The sequence below is a fragment of the Aureimonas phyllosphaerae genome, assembly GCF_047943035.1.
Classification (GTDB): Bacteria; Pseudomonadota; Alphaproteobacteria; order Rhizobiales; family Rhizobiaceae; genus Aureimonas; species Aureimonas phyllosphaerae.
Genome location: NZ_CP181348.1, coordinates 4,009,481 through 4,028,012 on the forward strand (window position 1 = coordinate 4,009,481; position 18,532 = coordinate 4,028,012).

Below are 18,532 nucleotides of genomic sequence, written 5' to 3' on the forward strand. Positions count from 1 at the left end.
AATCAACGAAGAACGGCCCGGATCTCTCTGGGCCGCTCACGAAATCGCTGCGTTGAAACGTCCGCTAATCCTTGTGCCGTCATACGTGTTTTTTGCCACCTTTGCGGCGAAGCAGAGACGGCATCGCCATCAGGAAGGCGGGTACTCCAGTCATCACGAGCACGTCCCAAACGTACACCATGAAGTACGGTGATGGCCCGGGATACCAAGTGTCGCCCACCATTTGCCCGCCGACCTTGGCTTGCAAGAAGAAGAGCAGCGGAACCGGCATCAAGAGATACGAGCCGACGACGGCGAGACACCTTCGCCACATGGGAATCGACCGCCCGAACAGGAGGACGACGAGGATCGGAACGATCACGAAACAGGAGAGGTAGATAACCTCCCATCGCCATAGTGAATCGCTCCACATCTCGCCGTCCATCAAGCGTGCTGCCGGCCGCGTCTAGTTTACCTTACTCGGCCGCTTCCGCCGAGTGGCTGGTGGTCAGGCTCGCCTGTGCGTCGTCACGCTGCTGCGCGGCGAGCGCCCGTCGGATGCCGGCGCCGTAGTCGGCATGCACCTTGTCGAAGTGGCCGAGCTGGCGGTCCACGATGAACTGCGGCACGCCCTGCATCGCGCCGGCGATCGTCTTGAACAGGCGCTCCTTGTGAGCATCGTCGAACATTTCGAACAGCGCGCGGGGCTGCGAGTAGTGATCCGCCTCGCCGCGATACTCGTAGCGGCCGACCTGGCCGGAGTAGCGGTGCGGCGGCTCCTCGACGCTCGGATCCTCGACCGGGCCGCCGAACGAGTTGGGCTCGTAGTAGGCGTCCGGGTTGGTGCGCAGGCCGAAGGGCATCGAGCCGTCGCGGTTGTAGTGGTTCACCGGCGAGCGCGGCTTGTTGACCTCCAGCGACTCGTAGTGGACGCCGATGCGGTAGCGGTGCGCGTCCGGATACGAGAACAGGCGGCCCTGCAGCATCTTGTCCGGCGAGAAGCCGATACCCGGCACCACGTTGGACGGGTTGAAGGCCGACTGCTCGATGTCGGTGAAGTAGTTGTCCGGGTTGCGGTTCAGCTCGAACTCGCCGACCTTGATCAGCGGGTACATGCCGTGTGGCCAGACCTTGGTCAGGTCGAACGCGCTCCAGCCGGTCTTCTTCTCGAAGTCCTCGGCTTCCATCTCCGGCATGACCTGCACGAAGAAGTCCCACTTCGGGAAATGACCGGCCTCGATCATGCCGTAGAGCGCTTCCTGATAGCTCTCGCGCGACTTGGCGATGACCTTCTCGGCTTCTTCGTTGGTGAAGGTCTTGTGGCCCTGCTTCGTCTTGAAGTGGAACTTCACCCAGAAGCGCTCGCCGCCGTCGTTCCAGAACGAGAACGTGTGCGAGCCGTAGCCGTTCATGCGAGACGGGTCGACCGGAATGCCGCGGTCGGACATCAGGATCGTGATCTGATGCAGCGACTCCGGGCAGAGCGACCAGAAGTCCCACATGGCGGTCGCCGAGCGCAGGTTGGTGCGCGGGTGGCGCTTCTGCGTGTGGATGAAGTCGGGGAACTTGTAGGGGTCGGCGACGAAGAACACCGGCGTGTTGTTGCCGACGACGTCCCAGTTGCCTTCCTCGGTGTAGAACTTCAGCGAGAAGCCGCGCACGTCGCGCTCGGCATCCGCCGCGCCCTGCTCGCCGGCCACCGTCGAGAAGCGCGCCAGCATCTCGGTCTTGCCGCCGACCTTGCCGAACACCTTGGCCCGGCTGTAGCGGGTGATGTCCTCGGTCACGGTCAGCGTGCCGAAGGCGCCCCAGCCCTTGGCATGGACGACGCGCTCGGGAACCCGCTCGCGGTTCTGGTGCGCCAGCTTCTCGATCAGCTGGTAGTCCTCGAGCAGCACCGGTCCATTGCGGCCGACGGTCTTGGAGTTCTGGTTCGAAGAGAGCGGAGCGCCCGCCGTCGTCGTGAGCCGCGGTCTGTCGGTCATGGAAACCTCCGTGATCTGAAGTTGGAGCCATTCCAATCCGATTCCCGCGATAGTTTCCAATCGTATTTACCCGTCCTCCCGATCAGTTTATCCGATCGCGATGTTCACGTTCCGCCAGTTCCGCTATTTCGAGGCCCTCGCCGAGACGCTGCATTTCGGGCGGGCGGCCAAGCGCCTCAACATTTCGCAGCCGGCGCTGTCCGCGCAGATCGCGCAGATGGAAGCGGACTTCGGCGCGACCCTCTTCGAGCGACGGCCGAGCGGAGTTTCGCTGACGCCGGAGGGCGATACGGTGGCGCGCCGCGTGCGGCGGATCCTCGCCGAGGTTCGCGATCTCGAGGCGCTCGCGCGGGCCGGCGACGAGCTTCTCGTCGGGCAGCTTCGGCTCGGCATCATCGCCTCGCTCGCTCCCTATCTCCTGCCGGGGCTGCTGGCCGAACTGACACGATCGTTTCCGCGCCTTGCGGTCGGCGTTCGCGAAAACGTCACGGCGCAGCTCGCCGACGAGTTGTCGCGCGGCGAGCTCGACTGCATGGTCCAAGCGCTGCCGGTGGAGCGGAAGGGGGTCGAGACGATCCGTCTTGGTGAGGAGCCGTTCCTCTTGGCGGTGCCGGAAACCGCCGCCGCGCGCATTCCCTCGCCCGTGTCGCCCGACGCGCTCGGCGGCGAGCGGCTGATCCTTTTGGAAGAGGGGCATTGCCTGCGCGACCAGGCGCTCGACGTCTGCCGCATCGCCGAGGCGCGCGATCTGGCGAGCCTCGGCGCGACCAGCCTCAACACGTTGATGCGCATGGTCGCGGGCGGGCTCGGCGTCACGCTCGCGCCGGCCTCCGCCGTGGAAGCGGAAGGGCGGGCCGGCGGCATCGCCTTCCTGCCGTTCCGGGAGCCCGCGCCCTCGCGGACCCTCGTTCTCGCCTATCGTTCGTCGTCAGGCCGCCGCTCGGACTTCGAGCGGCTGGCCGAGATCATCCGCGCCTGCCTCTTCGAGGCTCAGGCGCCGAAGCCCGGATAGTTCGGGCTCTCGCGGGTGATCGTGACGTCGTGGGCATGGCTCTCGCGAAGCCCTGCGTTGGAGATGCGCACGAAGGTCGCCTTGTCGCGGAACTCCTCGAGCGTCGCCGCGCCCGTATAGCCCATGGCGGCGCGAAGGCCGCCGGTCAGCTGGTGAAGGACCGCGCCGACGGCCCCCTTGTAAGCGACCTGCCCCTCGATGCCCTCCGGCACGAGCTTCAGCGTGTCGCGCACCTCGGCCTGGAAGTAGCGGTCGGCCGAGCCGCGGGCCATCGCCCCGACCGAACCCATGCCGCGATAGGCTTTGAAGGAGCGGCCCTGATGGAGATACACCTCGCCGGGGCTTTCCTCGGTGCCGGCGAGAAGCGAGCCGACCATCACCGCCGACGCGCCGGCCGCCAGGGCCTTCGCGAGGTCGCCGGAATACTTGATGCCGCCGTCGGCGATCACCGGCACGCCGGACTTCTCGGCCACGGCGACGGAGTCCATCACGGCCGACAGCTGCGGCACGCCGACGCCCGCCACGATGCGCGTCGTGCAGATCGAGCCCGGCCCGATGCCGACCTTGATGCCGTCGGCGCCCGCATCGATCAGCGCCTGCGCGCCGCCCGGCGTTGCCACGTTGCCGGCGATGACCTGGACCTCGTTGGACAGCTTCTTGACGCGCGTCACGGCGTCGAGGACGCGCTGCGAATGACCGTGCGCAGTGTCCACCACGATAAGGTCGATGCCCGCTTCGATCAGGCGCTCGGCGCGCTCGAACCCGTCGTCGCCGACGCTGATCGCGGCGGCCGCCAGAAGACGTCCCTGCGCGTCCTTCGCGGCGTTAGGGTTCAGCTGCGACTTCTCGATGTCCTTGACGGTGATGAGGCCGATGCAGTGGCCCTCGCCGTCCACGACGAGGAGCTTCTCGATGCGGTGCTTGTGAAGGAGGCGCTTGGCCTCGCTCTGATCGACGTTCTCACGCACGGTGACAAGGTTCTCGCGCGTCATCAGCTCGAAGATCTTCTGGCGGTCGTCGGAGGCGAAGCGCACGTCGCGGTTGGTCAGGATGCCGACGAGGCGCCCCTTCGTCTGGCCGCCGCGCCCGGCGTTCTCGACCACGGGGATGCCGGAGATGCGATGCGCCTGCATCAGGGCCCGCGCGTCGCCGAGCGTCGCGTCGGGGCCGATCGTGACCGGGTTTACGACCATGCCGGACTCGAACTTCTTGACCTGCCGCACCTCCTCGGCCTGCTCGGCCGGGGTGAGGTTGCGGTGGATCACGCCGATGCCGCCCGCCTGCGCCATCGCGATCGCGAGACGCGACTCGGTGACCGTGTCCATCGCCGCCGAAAGGATCGGGATGTTAAGATGGAGGCTGCGCGTGATGCGCGTCTTCACGTCGACCTGGCCCGGCATGACCTCGGAATGGCCGGGTTGCAGCAGCACGTCGTCGAAGGTCAGTGCGAGCGTGCCGGTCGCGGTCTCGATGATGCGGGCCATGGCCAGTCCTTAAAATGAATGCAGGCGCCCCTTGGGGGCGCCGGCGTTATGAGGATTGGCACGGGCTCGTAGCACGAGGCCCCGTCAAAGAAAAGCCGAAGCCCCCCGCGGCTCAGCCGCCCGCCAGAAGCTGGTAGGTCTCCGGCACGAAGCGGAAGGCGTCGCCGTCCTTTTCGACATAGCCGAGGCCCGGGAACGGCAGGTGGTAGCCGAGGAACGGCAGCTTCTGGTCGGCCAGCATCGCGGCGTACTGCCGGCGCGTCTGCGCGGCGGCCGTCTTGTCCTGGTCGAAGCGGACCTGCCAGTCCGGCTTCTGAAAGGAGACGACGAACTGGCTGAACGTGTCCGCCATCAGGAAAAGACGCGCGCCGGCCGACGACAGCTCGAACGCCATCATGCCCGGCGTATGGCCGAAGGCCGCGCGGGCGGTGAGGCCCGGCACGACCTGATCGCCGTCGCCCAGCAGCGTCGTCTTGTCCTTCAGCGGCACGACCATCGCCTCGACGGCCTTGGCGTTGTCGGCGCGCGAGCCGTTCTTGGCCTCGTCCGAGGTCCAGAACTCCATTTCGGTGCGGCCGATCGCATAGCGCGCGTTGGCGAAGACCGGCGCGCCGTTCTCCATCAGGCCGCCGATGTGGTCGCCGTGAAGATGGGTCAGCACCACCAGCGTGACATCGCCCGGCGACAGGCCGGCCTGTCCCATGCGCTGGGTGAGGAGGCCCATGCCGTTGGCGCGCCCGTTGGCGCCCATGCCGGTGTCGACCAGCACCAGCTCGTCGCCGAGGCGGATCACCACCGGCTGGAAGAAATTGACGAAGCGCTGCGGCGGCAGCAGGTTTTCCTGCATCAGAGCGCCGACCGCCTCCTGGCTCTGGTCCTCGCCGAAGGTCGGGAACGGCCCCTCGCCCGGCCGGATGCCGTCGAGGATCACCGTGACCTCGGCATCGCCGATCTTGAAGCGCCGCCAGCCGGGCGCCAGCGGATGGGTGTCGCTCGTGATTTCCATGGTCGATCCTTGCGCGGCGGCCGGACGGGCGCCCAGCGTTCCGGCGACGCCGCCGGCAGCGAGGAGCAGCGCGTTGCGGCGATTGACTTCGAAGACGTCGGGCATCGGATGAACCTCACGTTCGATCTTGGGGTGCGGGACAAACGTGAACATGGGTGCCAAGGCCTTCTCCACAAGGCTGGAACGGCGCCGAAGCGGCGAACCGCCGCCCTCGGCAGCTGGCCCCGTCTCTAAGTTCGCCTTATATCCCGCGCGATCCGTCCCACCTCCGACGTCCGGGGCTTCTCGTGAAGCGCATCGTTCCCCTTGTTCTCGCCGTCGCGCTGTTCATGGAGAACATTGATTCGACGGTGATCGCGACCTCGCTTGCCACGATCGCCCGCGACATCGGCACGAGCCCGATTGCGCTGAAGCTCGCGCTCACCAGCTACTACGTGGCGCTCGCGGTCTTCATTCCGATCTCGGGACGCATGGCCGACCGGTTCGGCGCCAAGCCCGTGTTCCAGACCGCGATCGGCGTCTTCCTCGCGGGCTCGCTCGCCTGCGGCTTCGCCTCGTCGCTTGAAGGCTTCGTGTTCGCGCGCTTCGTGCAGGGGATGGGCGGGGCGATGATGACGCCGGTCGGGCGCCTGCTCCTCGTGCGGGCCGTGCCGCGATCCGATCTCGTCAGCGCCATGGCCTGGTTCACGATGCCGGCCCTCGTCGGCCCGCTGATCGGCCCGCCGCTTGGCGGCTTCATCTCCACCTATGCCGACTGGCGCTGGATCTTCTTCATCAACATCCCGGTCGGCTTCGTCGGCATGGCGCTCGCGCAACGCTTCCTGCCGCGGGTCGAGCCGATGCGCGACGTCACCTTCGACTGGATCGGCTTCGCACTGTCGGGCCTTGCCTGCGCCGGCGTCGTGTTCGGCTTGTCGGTTGTGTCGCTGCCCGCCCTGCCCCCGGCGGTCGGGCTGGCGACGACCGTGATCGGCGCCGTCTTCGCCGTGCTCTACTTCCGGCATTCGCGCCGGACCGAGCACCCGGTCGTGCGGCTCGACCTTCTGCGGATCGCGACGCTGCGTGCCTCGGTGATCGGCGGCTCGCTGTTCCGGATCGGCGCCGGCGCGACGCCCTTCCTGTTTCCGCTGATGCTGCAGCTCGGCTTCGGCTACTCGGCCTTCCAGTCGGGCCTCGTCAGCGCCGTCTCGATCGGCGGCGCGATGACCACCAAAGCCTTGATCAAGCCGATCCTCAAGCGCTTCGGCTTCCGCCCGACCCTCGTTCTATCGGCGCTGGTCGGCGGCGCGCTGATCGGCGCGATCGCCTTCTACCGGCCCGTCGTTCCGATTGCCGTCCTGATCGCGCTGATGCTGGTCGGCGGCTTCTTCCGCTCGATGTTCTTCACCGGCACCAACACGATCGCCTTCGCCGACGTGCCGCAGAACCGCTCCGGGGATGCCACGTCGATGCTCGCCGCCTTCCAGCAGGTCGCCATCGCGGGCGGCGTCGCGACCGCCGGTGGCATCCTCGAGGCCGGCATCATCCTCAACGGGACGGGCCATGCGACGCTCAAAGACTTCTCGGTTGCGTTTCTGGCGGTCGGCCTCGTGACGATGCTCGCCGCGATCCCCTTCATGCGCCTGTCGCGCGAGGCCGGGGCGGAGCTTGCCGGCCGGCGGGTGCCGGCCGAATAACGCGTCAGCCAAGCGGGCCGGCCTCGCTGTCGTCCTCGACCGCCTCGGCCTGCCCGTCCGTCTCGGCGCGTCGGCCCTTGAAGCCCTTGGCCAGAAGGTAGAGCTCGACCGACCCTTCGCGCGAGGCCGGCGGCTTCACGTGATGGACCGTGCGGAAGTTCTTCTTCAGCATGGCGAGGAGCTCGCCCTCGGTGCCACCCTGGAAGGTCTTGGTCAGGAAATGGCCGCCGGGCTTCAAGGTGCGCACCGCGAAGTCCGCCGCGACCTCGCACAGGTGCATCGTGCGCAAGTGGTCGGTGCGCCGATGGCCGGTCGTCGGCGCGGCCATGTCGGACATGACGATGTCCGGGTCGCCGCCGAGCGCCTCGATCAGTCGGCCGGGCGCCGTCTCGTCGAGGAAGTCGAGCTCGAGGATCGTCGCGCCCTGGATCGGATCGACCGGCAGGTAGTCGATGCCGACGACATGCGCCTCCTCCGGCGTGTTGGCGGTGCGCTCCACCGCGATCTGGCACCAGCCGCCGGGGGCGGCCCCGAGGTCCACGATCCGCATGCCCTTCTGGAGGAGCTTGTAGCGGTCGTCGATCTCGGTGAGCTTGTAGGCCGCGCGCGAGCGGTAGCCGTCGATCTTGGATCGGCGGACATACGGGTCGTTCAGCTGACGCTGCAGCCACTCTCGCGAGGAAGCCTTGAGGCCGCGCTTCTTCTTGACCCGAACCGCCAGGCCCCGGTCGTCACCCCGTCCCGAACTCGCCATCAGACCGTCTGCCTTGCATTCGTCGGTGCCGGGCGCCGCCAGACGCCGTCGGCCACCATCATTTCCGTCAGAAGACCCTCGCGCAGTCCGCGGTCGGCGACGCGAAGGGTGCGGGCCGGCCAAACCCGGCGGATCGCCTCGAGGATCGCACAGCCCGCCAGCACGAGGTCGGCGCGCTCCGAGCCGATGCAGGGATTGGCGACGCGCTCCTCGAAGCTCCAGCCGGCGATCTTGCCGACAAGCCTGTCGATGTCGGCGGACGCCAGCCAGAGCCCGTCCACCTGGCGGCGATCATAGCGCTCCAGCTCGAGCTGCACGCCGGCCAGCGTCGTGACCGTGCCGGACGTGCCGAGAAGGTGAAACCCCTCGCCGCCCACGAGATCGCCGAGCTTCCCCGCGCCGGGGAACTTCGAGATCATCTCCTCGACCTCGCGGATCATCCGCTCGAAGACCTCGGGCGGCACGTCGCGTCCGCCATGGCGCTCGGCGAGCGTCACAACGCCGACCGGCAGCGAGGTCCAGGCGACGATGTGGTTCGACAGCCGCCGGCTGGCGCCACGCCGAAGATCGAGAAGCGCGATCTCGGTGGAGCCGCCGCCGATGTCGAAGAGCACCGCGCCCTTGGCCGAGCGGTCGACCAGCGAGCCGCAGCCGGACACGGCGAGCCGCGCCTCGGTCTCGCGCGAGACGATCTCCAGCGCGAGGCCGGTATCGCGCTGGACACGCTCGATGAACTCCGCCCCGTTGGCCGCCGAGCGGCAGGCTTCCGTCGCGATCAGCCGCGCGCCGGAAATCTCGCGCGCGGACAGCTTCTGGCTGCAGATCTCAAGCGCCGCGACCGCGCGGTCCATCGCGCCGGCCGCAAGGCTCCCCGTGCGCCCGAGCCCTTCGCCGAGCCGGACGATCCGCGAGAACGCATCGATCACCCGGAACTGCCCGGGACGCGTCGGCGTCGCGATCAGGAGGCGGCAGTTGTTGGTGCCGAGATCCAGCGCGGCATAGGCGGGCATGCGGGCAGGATCGGCGTCCACGCGGTCGGGACGGCGCTGCAGAGCGGGACGCGGCCCGTCTGGCGAGATCGCCGGTGCATGCGCAGGTGCGGCGACCGTTGGGGTCGCGCCGCCCCGCCCGCGCCCGCGGCGACGCCGACGCGACTTGGCGACGGGCGGCGCGGGCTCCGCTCCGCTTCGCGCGGCGAGCGCCCGCTCGGCCTCGGTCAGCTTGGCGCTGAGGTTCGGCGGCAAGTCATGCAGCGCGCGCGCCGCGTGGTCGACGCCCGACACCGACGGCCCCTTGCGCCGACGGCGGCGCTGACGCTTCGAGAGCTTCTGCCCGTCCTTCGGATCGTTCTCCTTGCGCGCGCCCGGCTCCGCGCGCCGGGCCGGCGGCGCAACGGCCTCCTTCTTCGGGCTGTCGCCCGCGGGCTGACCGAGAACGGCCGAAAGATCGCTGTCTAGATGCCTTGCGGGTGTTCGGCCTTGATGCTGGTCATGGATCACAAGTTGTCTCCGGAGCCGGCCACGAAGGCGCTCCAAGGCCCGAAGAGGGCCAATGTCGTTGCCCGGAGTGTAGCCGACCGGCCACAATGCACAAGGCGCAACCCTGTTCATCCCACGAAACCCGCGCACCCACCATGCTTTCGCCTCAAAGGGAGCGGGCGTCACGCCAGCTTCGCAAAGCGGTTGACGCCCGGTCGCAAATCGCCTATCTGACCGCTCACGGAACGAGGGTCACCGAGACCACCGCTTCCGCCGCGCAAGCGGCCCATGCTGGGGAATAGTTTAAGGGTAGAACAGCGGACTCTGACTCCGCTAGTCTTGGTTCGAATCCAGGTTCCCCAGCCAGCTTCCATCATTCGATAGCCTCCACCCTGCAGACTTGGGCGTTTCCTTACGCTCGCAGACCGTGGGCTCGGCACATTGGTCCTGCGGGTCTTTACGCACGTGGGGACGCGAGTTGCCGGCACAGCCGGAATTTCGCGACCGCTCTTGCCCTGCTGCCTCCCGGCGCAGAAAAGGGAGGAATGCAGAGGGATATTCCAACCGAGCCATGATCCCTTCCTCCCTCGTCCGGCGCGTCGATCTCGTTACCCTCCAGCTTTTCGTGACCGTGTGCGAGGAGGAACACCTGACGCGGGCGGCGGAGCGCGCGGGGATCGCGCCGTCCGCCCTGTCGAAACGCCTTGCTGAACTTGAAGCGACGCTCGGCACCGAACTGTTCCTGCGCCATGCCCGCGGGATGACCCCGACGGCCTCCGGCGACACGCTGCTTCATCATGCGCGCTCGATCCTGCGCTCGGTCGACAAGATGGGTGCGGAACTGGCCGACCACGCCCAGGGGCTCCTCGGGCACGTGCGGATCCTCGCCAACATTTCCTCGATCGTCGAATTCCTGCCCGACGACCTGTCGGACTTCTACCGGGCCAACGGGCGCGTGCGCATCGAACTGGAGGAGCGGACGAGCTACGCCGTGGTGAAGGGGATCGAGGAGGGTGTCGGCGACATCGGGCTCTGCGTTTCCAGCATCGACAGCCGCGATCTCACGGCCGCCCCCTACCGCCGCGATCGGCTGGTGCTGGCCGTGCGGCGTGACCACCCGCTCGCCGAGCGCGAGCGCGTCGGCTTCCTCGATACCCTCGACTACGAGCATATCGGACTTCATCAGGACAGCGCGATCTATCGCCGGTCGGCGGTGGAGGCCGCGCACGCCGCGCGCGACGTGAAGCTGCGCATCCACGTGCCGGGCTTCGACGCGGTGCTGCGCATGGTGGAAAGCGGGCTCGGCGTCGGCCTGATCCCGGACCGGGCCTTCGCGGTCGTCGCACGCGGTATGGACCTCGTCGCGATCCCGCTGACGGATCGCTGGGCGCATCGCGAGCTGAAGCTCGTCTCGCGCGATCCCGCCGGCCTACCGGAGGCGACACGCCTCCTGCGCGAGCATCTCCTCCGCCCCGAAGGTTCGCCACCCGCGAACGAGGGTTGACCGGAGACGACTGGACCCTTGGGCCTGCCTCGCCCTTCAATCGCCGCCGACGACGACTGCACGGCGGGAGGCGGGCATGGACACCTGGAATGAAGCGGCGGCGGCAGCAAGGGCTGCCGAGGGGCCTCTTGCGGGCCTTCGCATCCTCGAGCTCGGACACTTCGTGGCGGCCCCGTTCGCCACGCGCCTCCTTGCCGATCTCGGCGCCGACGTCGTGAAGATCGAGCCGCCCGGCGGCGATCCGGTGCGGCAATGGGGCGAGCAGGCCAACGGCCGGTCGCCCTGGTGGTCCATGCACGCGCGCAACAAGCGCTGCATCGCGCTCGACCTCAAGCATCCCGGCGCGCGCGCCGTGGTGCTGCGGCTGGCAAAGGGTGCCGATGCCCTCGTCGAGAACTTCCGGCCGGGCCAACTCGACAAGCTTGGACTGTCGGAAGCCGCGCTGCGCGAGGCGCGGCCCAGTCTCGTGATCTCGCGCATCTCGGGCTTCGGACAGGACGGGCCCTATCGCGACCGTGCCTCGTTCGGCGTGATCGGCGAGGCGATGGGGGGCTTGCGTTATCTTACCAATCATCCGCCGGAGGAGACCGACCTGCCGCCCTCGCGCGTCGGCATCTCGATCGGCGATTCGATTGCCGGGCTCTATGCCGCGTTCGGCGTGATGGCGGCGCTCTGGCAGCGCGATCGCTCCGGCGGCACGCCGGGACCGTTCACGCTCGACGTCGCGCTGACCGAGGCAATGCTGTCGATGATGGAGGGCACGCTGCCCGAATACGGCGTCTTCGGCACCATCCGTGAGCCGCAGGGCTCGCGCATCAAGACCGCCGCGCCGACCAACGCCTATCCGACTCGTGACGGGAAGTGGCTCCTGATCGCGGCGAACTCCGACCCGCTGTTCCGCCGCCTTGCCCGCGTGATCGGGCGACCGGAACTGGCCGACGACCCGGACTTCTCCGCCAATCCCGGCCGCCTGCGCAACGTGGCGACGCTCGACGCGATCATCGCGGACTGGTCGCGCGGTTTCGATGCGGCGGAGGCCGACCGCATTCTCACCGAAGCCGACATCCCCTCGACCCTCTGCTTCAATGCCGCCGACATCGCGGCCGACCCGCAGTATCGCGCGCGCGGCATGGTGCGGGAGCTCGACGATCCGCAGATCGGCCGCGTACTCCACGCCGGCATCGTGCCGCACGTGCCGCAAGCGCCGGGCTCGATCCGCTGGACCGGCCCCGCGATCGGCGCCCATACCGACGAGATCCTTGGCGAAGCGGGCTTCGCGGAGGCCGAAATCCGGTCGCTGCGCGAGGAAGGTGTCGTACGATGAGCCCGCTTGATCGCCGCACCGACGTCGAGATCGTCGAGGTCGCCCCGCGCGACGGCTTTCAGCCGATCGGGCCGTTCATCGAGACCGCCACCAAGATCGACTTCGTGCGCCGCCTCCATGCGGCGGGCCTGCGGCGGATCGAGATCGGCTCCTTCGTCAGCGCGTCGGCGGTGCCGCAGATGGCCGACACGCCGGCGGTGCTCCATGGGGTGCGCGGCGAGGGCACCCTCCTGCCGCAGCTCCTCGTTCCCACGGAACGGCGGGGCCATGATGCGCTGGCGGCCGGGGCGCCGATGGTGGCCTACGTCCTGTCGGTGTCGGCGGCGCACAACCGCAACAACGTACGCCGCACGCCCACGGAATCGGCCGCCGACTACGAGCGTTTCGCGTCGAGCGTGCCGGCGGGGACGCCCCTGCGCCTCAGCCTCGCCACAACGTTCGACTGCCCGTTCGACGGCCGCGTCGAGGCGGCGGATGTGATGACCCTTCTGGAACGCCTCGTTCCCGCGCGTCCCGACGCCGAGATCTGCCTGTGCGACACGACGGGCCGGGCGGTGCCCGATCAGGTGCGCCGCGTGTTCGGCGAGGCGATGGCCCGGTTTGCCGACGTGCGATATTGGGCGATGCACGGGCACGACACCTACGGGCTCGGCCTTGCCAACATCTTTGCGGCCTACGAGGAGGGCGTGCGGGTGTTCGACGCGGCGGCGGGCGGCCTTGGCGGCTGCCCCTTCGCGCCGGGCGCGACCGGCAACACCGCAAGCGAGGATGTCGCCTGGATGTTCGAGCGGATGGGCGTCTCCACCGGCATCGACATCGAGGCGCTGCGGACGGTCGCGGAAGATGCCGCGCGCCTGCCGGGCGCCCAGGCCGGCGGGCGCGTCCGAGACGCCCTTCGTTCGCGGCCGGAACTCTGCGGGTCTTGAGCGTTCGCGAATGGGAAACACCCGTTGCGGCCTAACGCATGTTACGGGGCCCCGGGCATCATCTAGTCTTGAGGACCAACGACGTCGGGGAGGACGCCGATGACAACGAACGAAGCGCCTGGCGCCGGACGGGGGCGGATGCCGTCTTCGCACCGAGGCAGGCCCTCATGCTGACGGTGGTGCAGCCGGCACAGGCCGCGCCGACGCAGGTTGCGCCCGCAGCCGAGCAGGCGATCGGCCTGTCGGGTGTCGAAATCGCCTTCCGCCTCGCCAATGGCGGCCGCTTCGAGGCCGTGGCCCCGACCGACCTCGTGGTGCGCGAGGGCGAGTTCGTCGCCGTGGTGGGCCCGACGGGCTGCGGCAAGTCCACGCTCCTGAACGCTGCGGCCGGCCTTCTCAAGCCCTCGGCCGGCAGCGTGCGCATCTTCGGCGAGGAGCTGTCCGGCCTCAACGACAAGGCCGGATACCTCTTCCAGCAGGACTCGCTGATGCCGTGGAAGACGGTGCTCGACAACGTGTCGATCCCCTTGACCATCGCCGGCACGCCGAGGCGCGAAGCCGAGGATCGCGCTCGCGAATGGCTGGCGCGCGTCGGCCTCTCGGCCTTCGGCGACCGCTACCCGCACATGCTCTCGGGCGGCCAGCGCAAGCGCGTCGGCCTGGCGCAGGTCCTCATTCGCAACCCGCGGATCCTCCTGATGGACGAGCCCTTCGGGCCGCTCGACGCGCAGACGCGCGTGATCATGGGCGGCCTCCTCCTCGACCTGTGGTCGGCAGAGCGCAAGGCGGTGATGTTCGTCACCCACGATCTCGAAGAGGCGATCGCCCTGTCCGACCGGGTGGTGATCATGTCGGCCGGTCCGCGCGCGCGCATCATCGGCGACTACGTCATCCCGATCGCACGCCCGCGCGAGATCGCCGACGTGCGCCTCGACCCGCTCTTCCACGACATTCATCGCGAGATCTGGAACGCCCTTAAGGAAGAGGTCGTGAAGGGCTATCGCCAGACCAACGGGCTGCCCGCATGACGAGGCCGGTTCTCATCCTTCTCCAGGTTTCCGTCGCGGTGGTCGTGCTGGTGATCTGGCACCTGTTCACGGCGACGAGCCTGTTCGGCAATCCGGCGAACGCGAAGTTCTTCTTCGCCACACCGATCGATGTCGGCGAGCGGATCGTCGAGTGGTTCGTCTCCGGCTCGATCTGGTACCACCTCGGCATCACGCTGGCCGAATCCATGCTGGCCTTCGCGATCGGCTCGCTCGGCGGCGTCGCGATCGGCTTCTGGTTCGCCCGCAAGCCCCTGCTCGCGATGGTCTTCGACCCCTACGTCAAGGCGGCCAACGCCCTGCCCCGCGTGGTGCTGGCGCCGATCTTCGCCTTGTGGCTGGGGCTCGGCATCTGGTCCAAGGTGGCGCTCGGCGTCACGCTCGTCTTCTTCATCGTCTTCTTCAACGTCTACCAAGGCGTGAAGGAGGTGAACCAGACGGTCCTCTCCAACGCGCGCATGCTCGGCATGACCGAACGCCAGCTCTTGCGCCACGTCTACCTGCCCTCCGCCCTCAGCTGGATGTTCTCGTCGCTGCACACGGCCGTCGGCTTTGCGGTCGTCGGAGCGGTGGTCGGCGAGTATCTCGGTTCCTCGGCGGGGCTCGGCTACCTCATCCAGCAGGCGGAGGGCGTCTTCGACGTCACCGGCGTCTTCGCCGGCATGTTCGTTCTCATGGCCTTCGTCCTGGTGATCGACGCCGTGGTCACGTTGGTCGAGGACCGCCTTCTGGTCTGGCGCCCGCAGGCGCAGGTCGCGACCGCCTAACCGAACGACCCATCGAACCACGGCCTTGGGAGGGGCCCTTTCACATGAAACGCAGAGACTTCCTCATGGCTGGCGGCAGCCTTGCCGCCCTCGCCGCCCTGTCCGCCCGCCTGCCCGCTTTCGCGCAAGGTACGGCGGCCGCGATCGAGAAGCCGTCGCTGACGCTCGGCGTCGGCGGCAAGCCGCTCCTCTACTACCTGCCCCTGACCATCGCCGAGCGACAGGGCTTCTTCGAAGAGGAGGGCCTCACCGTCGCGATCAACGACTTCGGCGGCGGGGCGAAGTCGCTCCAGGCGCTGGTCGGCGGGTCGGTCGACGTCGTGACGGGCGCCTACGAGCACACGCTGCGCATGCAGCATCGCGGCCAGGACATCCGAGCCGTCGCCGATCTAGGACGCTTCCCCGGCATCACCATCGCGGTACGCTCGGCCCTGAAGGACGAGATCAAGACGATCGCCGATCTCAAGGGCCGCGCCATGGGCGTCACGGCGCCCGGATCGTCGACGGCGCTGATGCTGCAATACGCGCTGGTGAAGGCGGGCCTGAAGCCGGACGACGTGTCGCTCGTGGGCATCGGTGGCGGCACGAGTGCCGTCGCGGCCGTCAAGCGCGGCGAGATCGCCGGCCTCTCGCACCTCGACCCCGTGACCTCGCGGCTCGAGGTGGACGGCGACATCGTGCCTCTCATCGACACCCGCACCGAGGAAGGCACGCGCGAGCTCTTCGGCGGCACCAACCCGGCCGCCACCGTCTACCTGCGTCACGACTTCGTGGAAGCCAACCCGGTGACGACGCAGCGGATCGTCAACGCGTTCCTCAAGTCGCTCGCCTGGCTGCAGACCGCAACGCCCGATCAGGTTGCGGACTCCGTGCCGGAGGACTACCTTTTCGGCGATCGCGAGTTCTACAAGACCGCCTTCGAGAAGGCGCGGCCGATGTACTCGCCCGACGGCGTCATCACCGAGGACGGCTTCCAGTCGATGCTGTCGATGCTGAAGACGTTGGAGCCGGACGAGTTCGGCAGCGCCGATCTCACCTTCGCGCAGACCTTCGATCCACGCTTCGTCGCGGCGGCCAAGGGCTGACGCCCGGGCGCTCCCCGGTTCCTCCGGGGAGCGCTCACGCAACTCAGACCCGCAGGTCCGCCGCGCCCGTGTCGATGTGGGGGGCCCAGAAGGCGACCGATTCGGCGATCTGCTCGATCACCTGCCGGTCGTTGGGCTCGCGCTCCTTGAACGACAGTTCGAGGCAGATTTCGTTGTCCGTCGCGCCCCCTTCCGCGAAGGCGGCGAGCAGCGGCTCGGGCTGGATGCGCCCGCGCGCGTTGAACTCCGCCGTGAAGGGACGGTGGCCGCCCTTGTCCATCAGGCTCTGCTTGATGTGGATGATCGGCGAGACCTCGGGCACCGCGCGCGCCCAGGCATAGGGGTCGAAGTCGTCGGGGTTCTCGCTCGTCACGTCGCCATGATCGATGTCGGCCATCATCCACATCGGCACAGCCATGTCTGCCGCCTTCAGCCGGTCCTGCAGCTTCATGCATTCGGCGATCGTCTCGCCGAACTCGCGGCCGATGCTCATCGGCTCCCAGAAGACGTAAGCGAGGCCGGCCGCCTTCGCGTGCTCGGCGACCTCCGCCCAGCAGTCCACGGCGATCCGGATCAGCTCCTCACGCCGTGCCGCATCGTCGAAGTCGCGATAGGTGAAGATCGCGAACTGCGTGCCGACCGAAGTGCCGCCGAGATCACCGGTGATGTCGGCGAAGGTCTTGAACCAGTCGACATAGTAGCGCCGCACGTCGCGGTCGGGATGGCCGAAATGGTTGAGCCGGCCGTAGGGGCCTGTCATGCCGCTCGTCACCCGCACGCCGGTGCGCTGGAGGGCGGCCTCCATCTGACGCGTCAGGCGTCGGACCACGGGCGCCGGCCACGACGGATTGATGAACTCGTGCGTCAGCTGGAGGTCGCGGATCTTCAGGTCCCGCGCGACCGCGTCGATCAGGTCGTCGGGATCGGCGAAGCGGTTCACCAGCGGGTTGGTGTTCAGCGAGAGCGTCAAGGGCATGAAACGTTCCTTCAGGCGGCGCGGCGCAGCGCGGCGCTCTCGAACCATTCGGTGAATTCGGCGCGCTCGGCCGGCGTCATGTGCAGGCCCTCCTTGGTGCGGCGCCAGAGGATATCCTGTGGCCGCTCGGCCCACTCGTGGGCGACGAGGTAGCGCACCTCGGCCTCGAAGAGGCGACGCCCGAAGCGGCGTCCGAGCCCCTCGGCCGAGGTCGCCGACCCGACGATCGCCTGCATCCGCGTACCGTAGAGGCGGCCGAAGCGGTGGATCATCTCGCGGCCCATCCACGGATAGCGCGTGCGCATCGTCTCGCAGAACTGAATGAAGTCGGCGTCCTCGATGTCGCCGCCCGGTAGGGTCGAATTGCCGGTCCAGGCCTTGCCCATCGTGGGGAAAAACTTGGCCAGCTTCTCGATCGCGTGCTCGGCGAGCTCGCGGAAGGTGGTGATCTTGCCGCCGTAGATGTTGAGCATCGGCGCGCCGCCGTCCTCGTCGAGGTCGAACGAGTAGTCGCGCGTGACCGCCGACGGGTTGCCCTTGCCGTCGTCGAAGAGCGGGCGCACGCCGGAGAACGTCTCTAAGACGTCCTCGCGCCGCAGCTTCTCCTTGAAGTAGCGGTTCACCGCGGCCAGCAGGTAGGCGATCTCGCTCTCGTCGGCCTTCACGTCCTCGGCGCGCCCCTCGTAGGCGATGTCGGTGGTGCCGATCAGCGCCTTGTCGCCCTCGTAGGGGTTGATGAAGATCACGCGCTTGTCGGTGTTCTGCACGAGATAGGCATGCTCGCCGCGCCAGAACTTCGGCACGATGATGTGGCTGCCCTTCACGAGACGTACGTTGCGCCGCGAGTTGCGGCCCGCGACGCGACCGACCATGTCGTTGACCCATGGGCCGGCGGCGTTGACGATGCAGCGGGCCCGAAGGCGGCGCGTCTCGCCGGTCGTCTCATCACGCAGCTCGACCGCCCAGACGTCGCCCTCGCGCCGGGCGCTGGTGCAGGCGGTGCGCGTCAGCACCTCGGCGCCTCGCTCGGCGGCATCCACGGCATTGAGGGTCACGAGGCGGGCGTCGTCCACCCAGCAGTCGGAATACTCGAAGCCCTTCGGGTACTTGTCGAGGATCGGCGCGCCTTCCGGGTCGCGCAGCATGTCGAGTGTGCGCGTGCCCGGCAGTTTCTTGCGACCGCCGAGATGATCGTAGAGGAAGAGGCCGAGACGCACGAGCCAGGCCGGCCGGTCCTCCGGCGAATGGGGCAGGACGAAGCGCATCGGCCAGATGATGTGGCTGGCGGAGCGAAGCAGCACCTCGCGCTCGATCAGCGCTTCGCGCACCAGACGGAACTCGTAATATTCGAGGTAGCGCAGGCCGCCGTGAACGAGCTTGCCGGAGCGCGAGGACGTGCCCTCCGCCAGATCGTCCTTCTCGCACAGGACGACGGACAGGCCGCGCCCCGCCGCATCGCGCGCGATGCCGACCCCGTTGATGCCGCCACCGACCACCAGCACGTCGACCGTCTTCGTCTCGCTCATCGCG

General features: G+C 68.2%; 16 protein-coding genes and 1 tRNA gene. 9 read left to right on the top strand and 8 right to left on the bottom strand.

Annotated elements, in window-relative coordinates:
- Positions 1–79: 79 nt before the first annotated feature.
- Positions 80–424 carry a hypothetical protein gene (locus ACLNGM_RS19190; protein ID WP_416356158.1) on the bottom strand — a complete coding sequence of 115 codons (345 nt, stop codon included), beginning with the start codon at positions 422–424 and terminating at the stop codon, positions 80–82.
- A 31-nt stretch (positions 425–455) separates the two neighbouring features.
- On the bottom strand, positions 456–1,964 hold the full coding sequence (locus ACLNGM_RS19195; RefSeq protein WP_416356159.1) for a catalase: 1,509 nt from the start codon (positions 1,962–1,964) through the stop codon (positions 456–458).
- A 100-nt stretch (positions 1,965–2,064) separates the two neighbouring features.
- Here ACLNGM_RS19195 and ACLNGM_RS19200 point away from each other — a divergent pair, with 100 nt between their 5' ends.
- Positions 2,065–2,976 carry a LysR substrate-binding domain-containing protein gene (locus tag ACLNGM_RS19200; RefSeq protein ID WP_416356160.1) on the top strand — a complete coding sequence of 304 codons (912 nt, stop codon included), beginning with the start codon at positions 2,065–2,067 and terminating at the stop codon, positions 2,974–2,976.
- Here ACLNGM_RS19200 and guaB read toward each other — a convergent pair.
- Entirely contained in the window at positions 2,955–4,460 is a 1,506-nt protein-coding gene (guaB, locus tag ACLNGM_RS19205) for an IMP dehydrogenase (protein ID WP_090958591.1), read from the bottom strand. The genes ACLNGM_RS19200 and guaB overlap by 22 nt on opposite strands.
- 112 nt (positions 4,461–4,572) lie before the next feature.
- On the bottom strand, positions 4,573–5,571 hold the full coding sequence (locus ACLNGM_RS19210) for an MBL fold metallo-hydrolase (RefSeq protein WP_416356161.1): 999 nt from the start codon (positions 5,569–5,571) through the stop codon (positions 4,573–4,575).
- Between the two features lie 182 nt (positions 5,572–5,753).
- Here ACLNGM_RS19210 and ACLNGM_RS19215 point away from each other — a divergent pair, with 182 nt between their 5' ends.
- Positions 5,754–7,142 (top strand): MFS transporter, encoded by a 1,389-nt coding sequence (locus tag ACLNGM_RS19215; protein ID WP_416356162.1) that lies wholly within the window; start codon positions 5,754–5,756, stop codon positions 7,140–7,142.
- A gap of 4 nt (positions 7,143–7,146) precedes the next feature.
- On the opposite strand, the gene ACLNGM_RS19220 is transcribed toward ACLNGM_RS19215, so the two are convergent.
- Positions 7,147–7,896: an RlmE family RNA methyltransferase gene (locus tag ACLNGM_RS19220; protein ID WP_416356163.1), complete on the bottom strand. Its 750-nt coding sequence runs from the start codon at positions 7,894–7,896 to the stop codon at positions 7,147–7,149.
- Positions 7,896–9,149, bottom strand: a complete 1,254-nt coding sequence (locus ACLNGM_RS19225; RefSeq protein WP_416358494.1) for a Ppx/GppA phosphatase family protein — start codon at positions 9,147–9,149, stop codon at positions 7,896–7,898. Before ACLNGM_RS19225 ends, ACLNGM_RS19220 begins: the two co-directional genes overlap by 1 nt.
- Positions 9,150–9,666: 517 nt before the next feature.
- On the opposite strand from ACLNGM_RS19225, the gene ACLNGM_RS19230 reads away from it, so the two are divergent.
- The 7 genes from ACLNGM_RS19230 (at position 9,667) to ACLNGM_RS19260 (ending at position 16,026) form a co-directional block, all read left to right on the top strand.
- Positions 9,667–9,740 (top strand) — tRNA-Gln (locus tag ACLNGM_RS19230).
- 205 nt (positions 9,741–9,945) lie between these two features.
- A complete protein-coding gene (locus tag ACLNGM_RS19235; protein WP_416356164.1) occupies positions 9,946–10,878 on the top strand; it encodes a LysR family transcriptional regulator in 933 nt (310 codons plus the stop codon).
- A 76-nt stretch (positions 10,879–10,954) separates the two neighbouring features.
- On the top strand, positions 10,955–12,202 hold the full coding sequence (locus tag ACLNGM_RS19240; protein ID WP_416356165.1) for a CaiB/BaiF CoA transferase family protein: 1,248 nt from the start codon (positions 10,955–10,957) through the stop codon (positions 12,200–12,202).
- A complete protein-coding gene (locus tag ACLNGM_RS19245) occupies positions 12,199–13,128 on the top strand; it encodes a hydroxymethylglutaryl-CoA lyase (protein WP_416356166.1) in 930 nt (309 codons plus the stop codon). Before ACLNGM_RS19240 ends, ACLNGM_RS19245 begins: the two co-directional genes overlap by 4 nt.
- Before the next feature lie 167 nt (positions 13,129–13,295).
- The gene (locus tag ACLNGM_RS19250; protein ID WP_090959157.1) at positions 13,296–14,156 is read left to right on the top strand and encodes an ABC transporter ATP-binding protein; all 861 of its coding nucleotides are present in this window, start codon (positions 13,296–13,298) and stop codon (positions 14,154–14,156) included.
- Complete coding sequence (locus tag ACLNGM_RS19255; protein ID WP_061935186.1) at positions 14,153–14,941, top strand: ABC transporter permease; 789 nt, start codon at positions 14,153–14,155, stop codon at positions 14,939–14,941. Before ACLNGM_RS19250 ends, ACLNGM_RS19255 begins: the two co-directional genes overlap by 4 nt.
- A gap of 44 nt (positions 14,942–14,985) precedes the next feature.
- Entirely contained in the window at positions 14,986–16,026 is a 1,041-nt protein-coding gene (locus ACLNGM_RS19260) for an ABC transporter substrate-binding protein (protein WP_090958663.1), read from the top strand.
- A 43-nt stretch (positions 16,027–16,069) separates the two neighbouring features.
- Here ACLNGM_RS19260 and ACLNGM_RS19265 read toward each other — a convergent pair whose 3' ends face one another.
- On the bottom strand, positions 16,070–17,002 hold the full coding sequence (locus tag ACLNGM_RS19265) for a sugar phosphate isomerase/epimerase family protein (protein WP_416356167.1): 933 nt from the start codon (positions 17,000–17,002) through the stop codon (positions 16,070–16,072).
- A gap of 11 nt (positions 17,003–17,013) precedes the next feature.
- Positions 17,014–18,528 (bottom strand): glycerol-3-phosphate dehydrogenase, encoded by a 1,515-nt coding sequence (locus ACLNGM_RS19270; protein ID WP_416356168.1) that lies wholly within the window; start codon positions 18,526–18,528, stop codon positions 17,014–17,016.
- Positions 18,529–18,532: the final 4 nt, after the last annotated feature.

What these genes read in the sequence shown, in the direction of transcription:
- ACLNGM_RS19255 (WP_061935186.1), top strand. Translation starts at nt 14,153, where the DNA reads ATGACGAGGCCGGTTCTCATCCTTCTCCAGGTTTCCGTCGCGGTGGTC.
- ACLNGM_RS19245 (WP_416356166.1), top strand. Translation starts at nt 12,199, where the DNA reads ATGAGCCCGCTTGATCGCCGCACCGACGTCGAGATCGTCGAGGTCGCC.
- ACLNGM_RS19220 (WP_416356163.1), bottom strand. Translation starts at nt 7,896, where the DNA reads ATGGCGAGTTCGGGACGGGGTGACGACCGGGGCCTGGCGGTTCGGGTC.
- ACLNGM_RS19235 (WP_416356164.1), top strand. Translation starts at nt 9,946, where the DNA reads ATGATCCCTTCCTCCCTCGTCCGGCGCGTCGATCTCGTTACCCTCCAG.
- ACLNGM_RS19260 (WP_090958663.1), top strand. Translation starts at nt 14,986, where the DNA reads ATGAAACGCAGAGACTTCCTCATGGCTGGCGGCAGCCTTGCCGCCCTC.
- ACLNGM_RS19190 (WP_416356158.1), bottom strand. Translation starts at nt 424, where the DNA reads ATGGACGGCGAGATGTGGAGCGATTCACTATGGCGATGGGAGGTTATC.
- ACLNGM_RS19200 (WP_416356160.1), top strand. Translation starts at nt 2,065, where the DNA reads ATGTTCACGTTCCGCCAGTTCCGCTATTTCGAGGCCCTCGCCGAGACG.
- ACLNGM_RS19240 (WP_416356165.1), top strand. Translation starts at nt 10,955, where the DNA reads ATGGACACCTGGAATGAAGCGGCGGCGGCAGCAAGGGCTGCCGAGGGG.
- ACLNGM_RS19270 (WP_416356168.1), bottom strand. Translation starts at nt 18,528, where the DNA reads ATGAGCGAGACGAAGACGGTCGACGTGCTGGTGGTCGGTGGCGGCATC.
- ACLNGM_RS19210 (WP_416356161.1), bottom strand. Translation starts at nt 5,571, where the DNA reads ATGCCCGACGTCTTCGAAGTCAATCGCCGCAACGCGCTGCTCCTCGCT.
- guaB (WP_090958591.1), bottom strand. Translation starts at nt 4,460, where the DNA reads ATGGCCCGCATCATCGAGACCGCGACCGGCACGCTCGCACTGACCTTC.
- ACLNGM_RS19195 (WP_416356159.1), bottom strand. Translation starts at nt 1,964, where the DNA reads ATGACCGACAGACCGCGGCTCACGACGACGGCGGGCGCTCCGCTCTCT.
- ACLNGM_RS19250 (WP_090959157.1), top strand. Translation starts at nt 13,296, where the DNA reads ATGCTGACGGTGGTGCAGCCGGCACAGGCCGCGCCGACGCAGGTTGCG.
- ACLNGM_RS19265 (WP_416356167.1), bottom strand. Translation starts at nt 17,002, where the DNA reads ATGCCCTTGACGCTCTCGCTGAACACCAACCCGCTGGTGAACCGCTTC.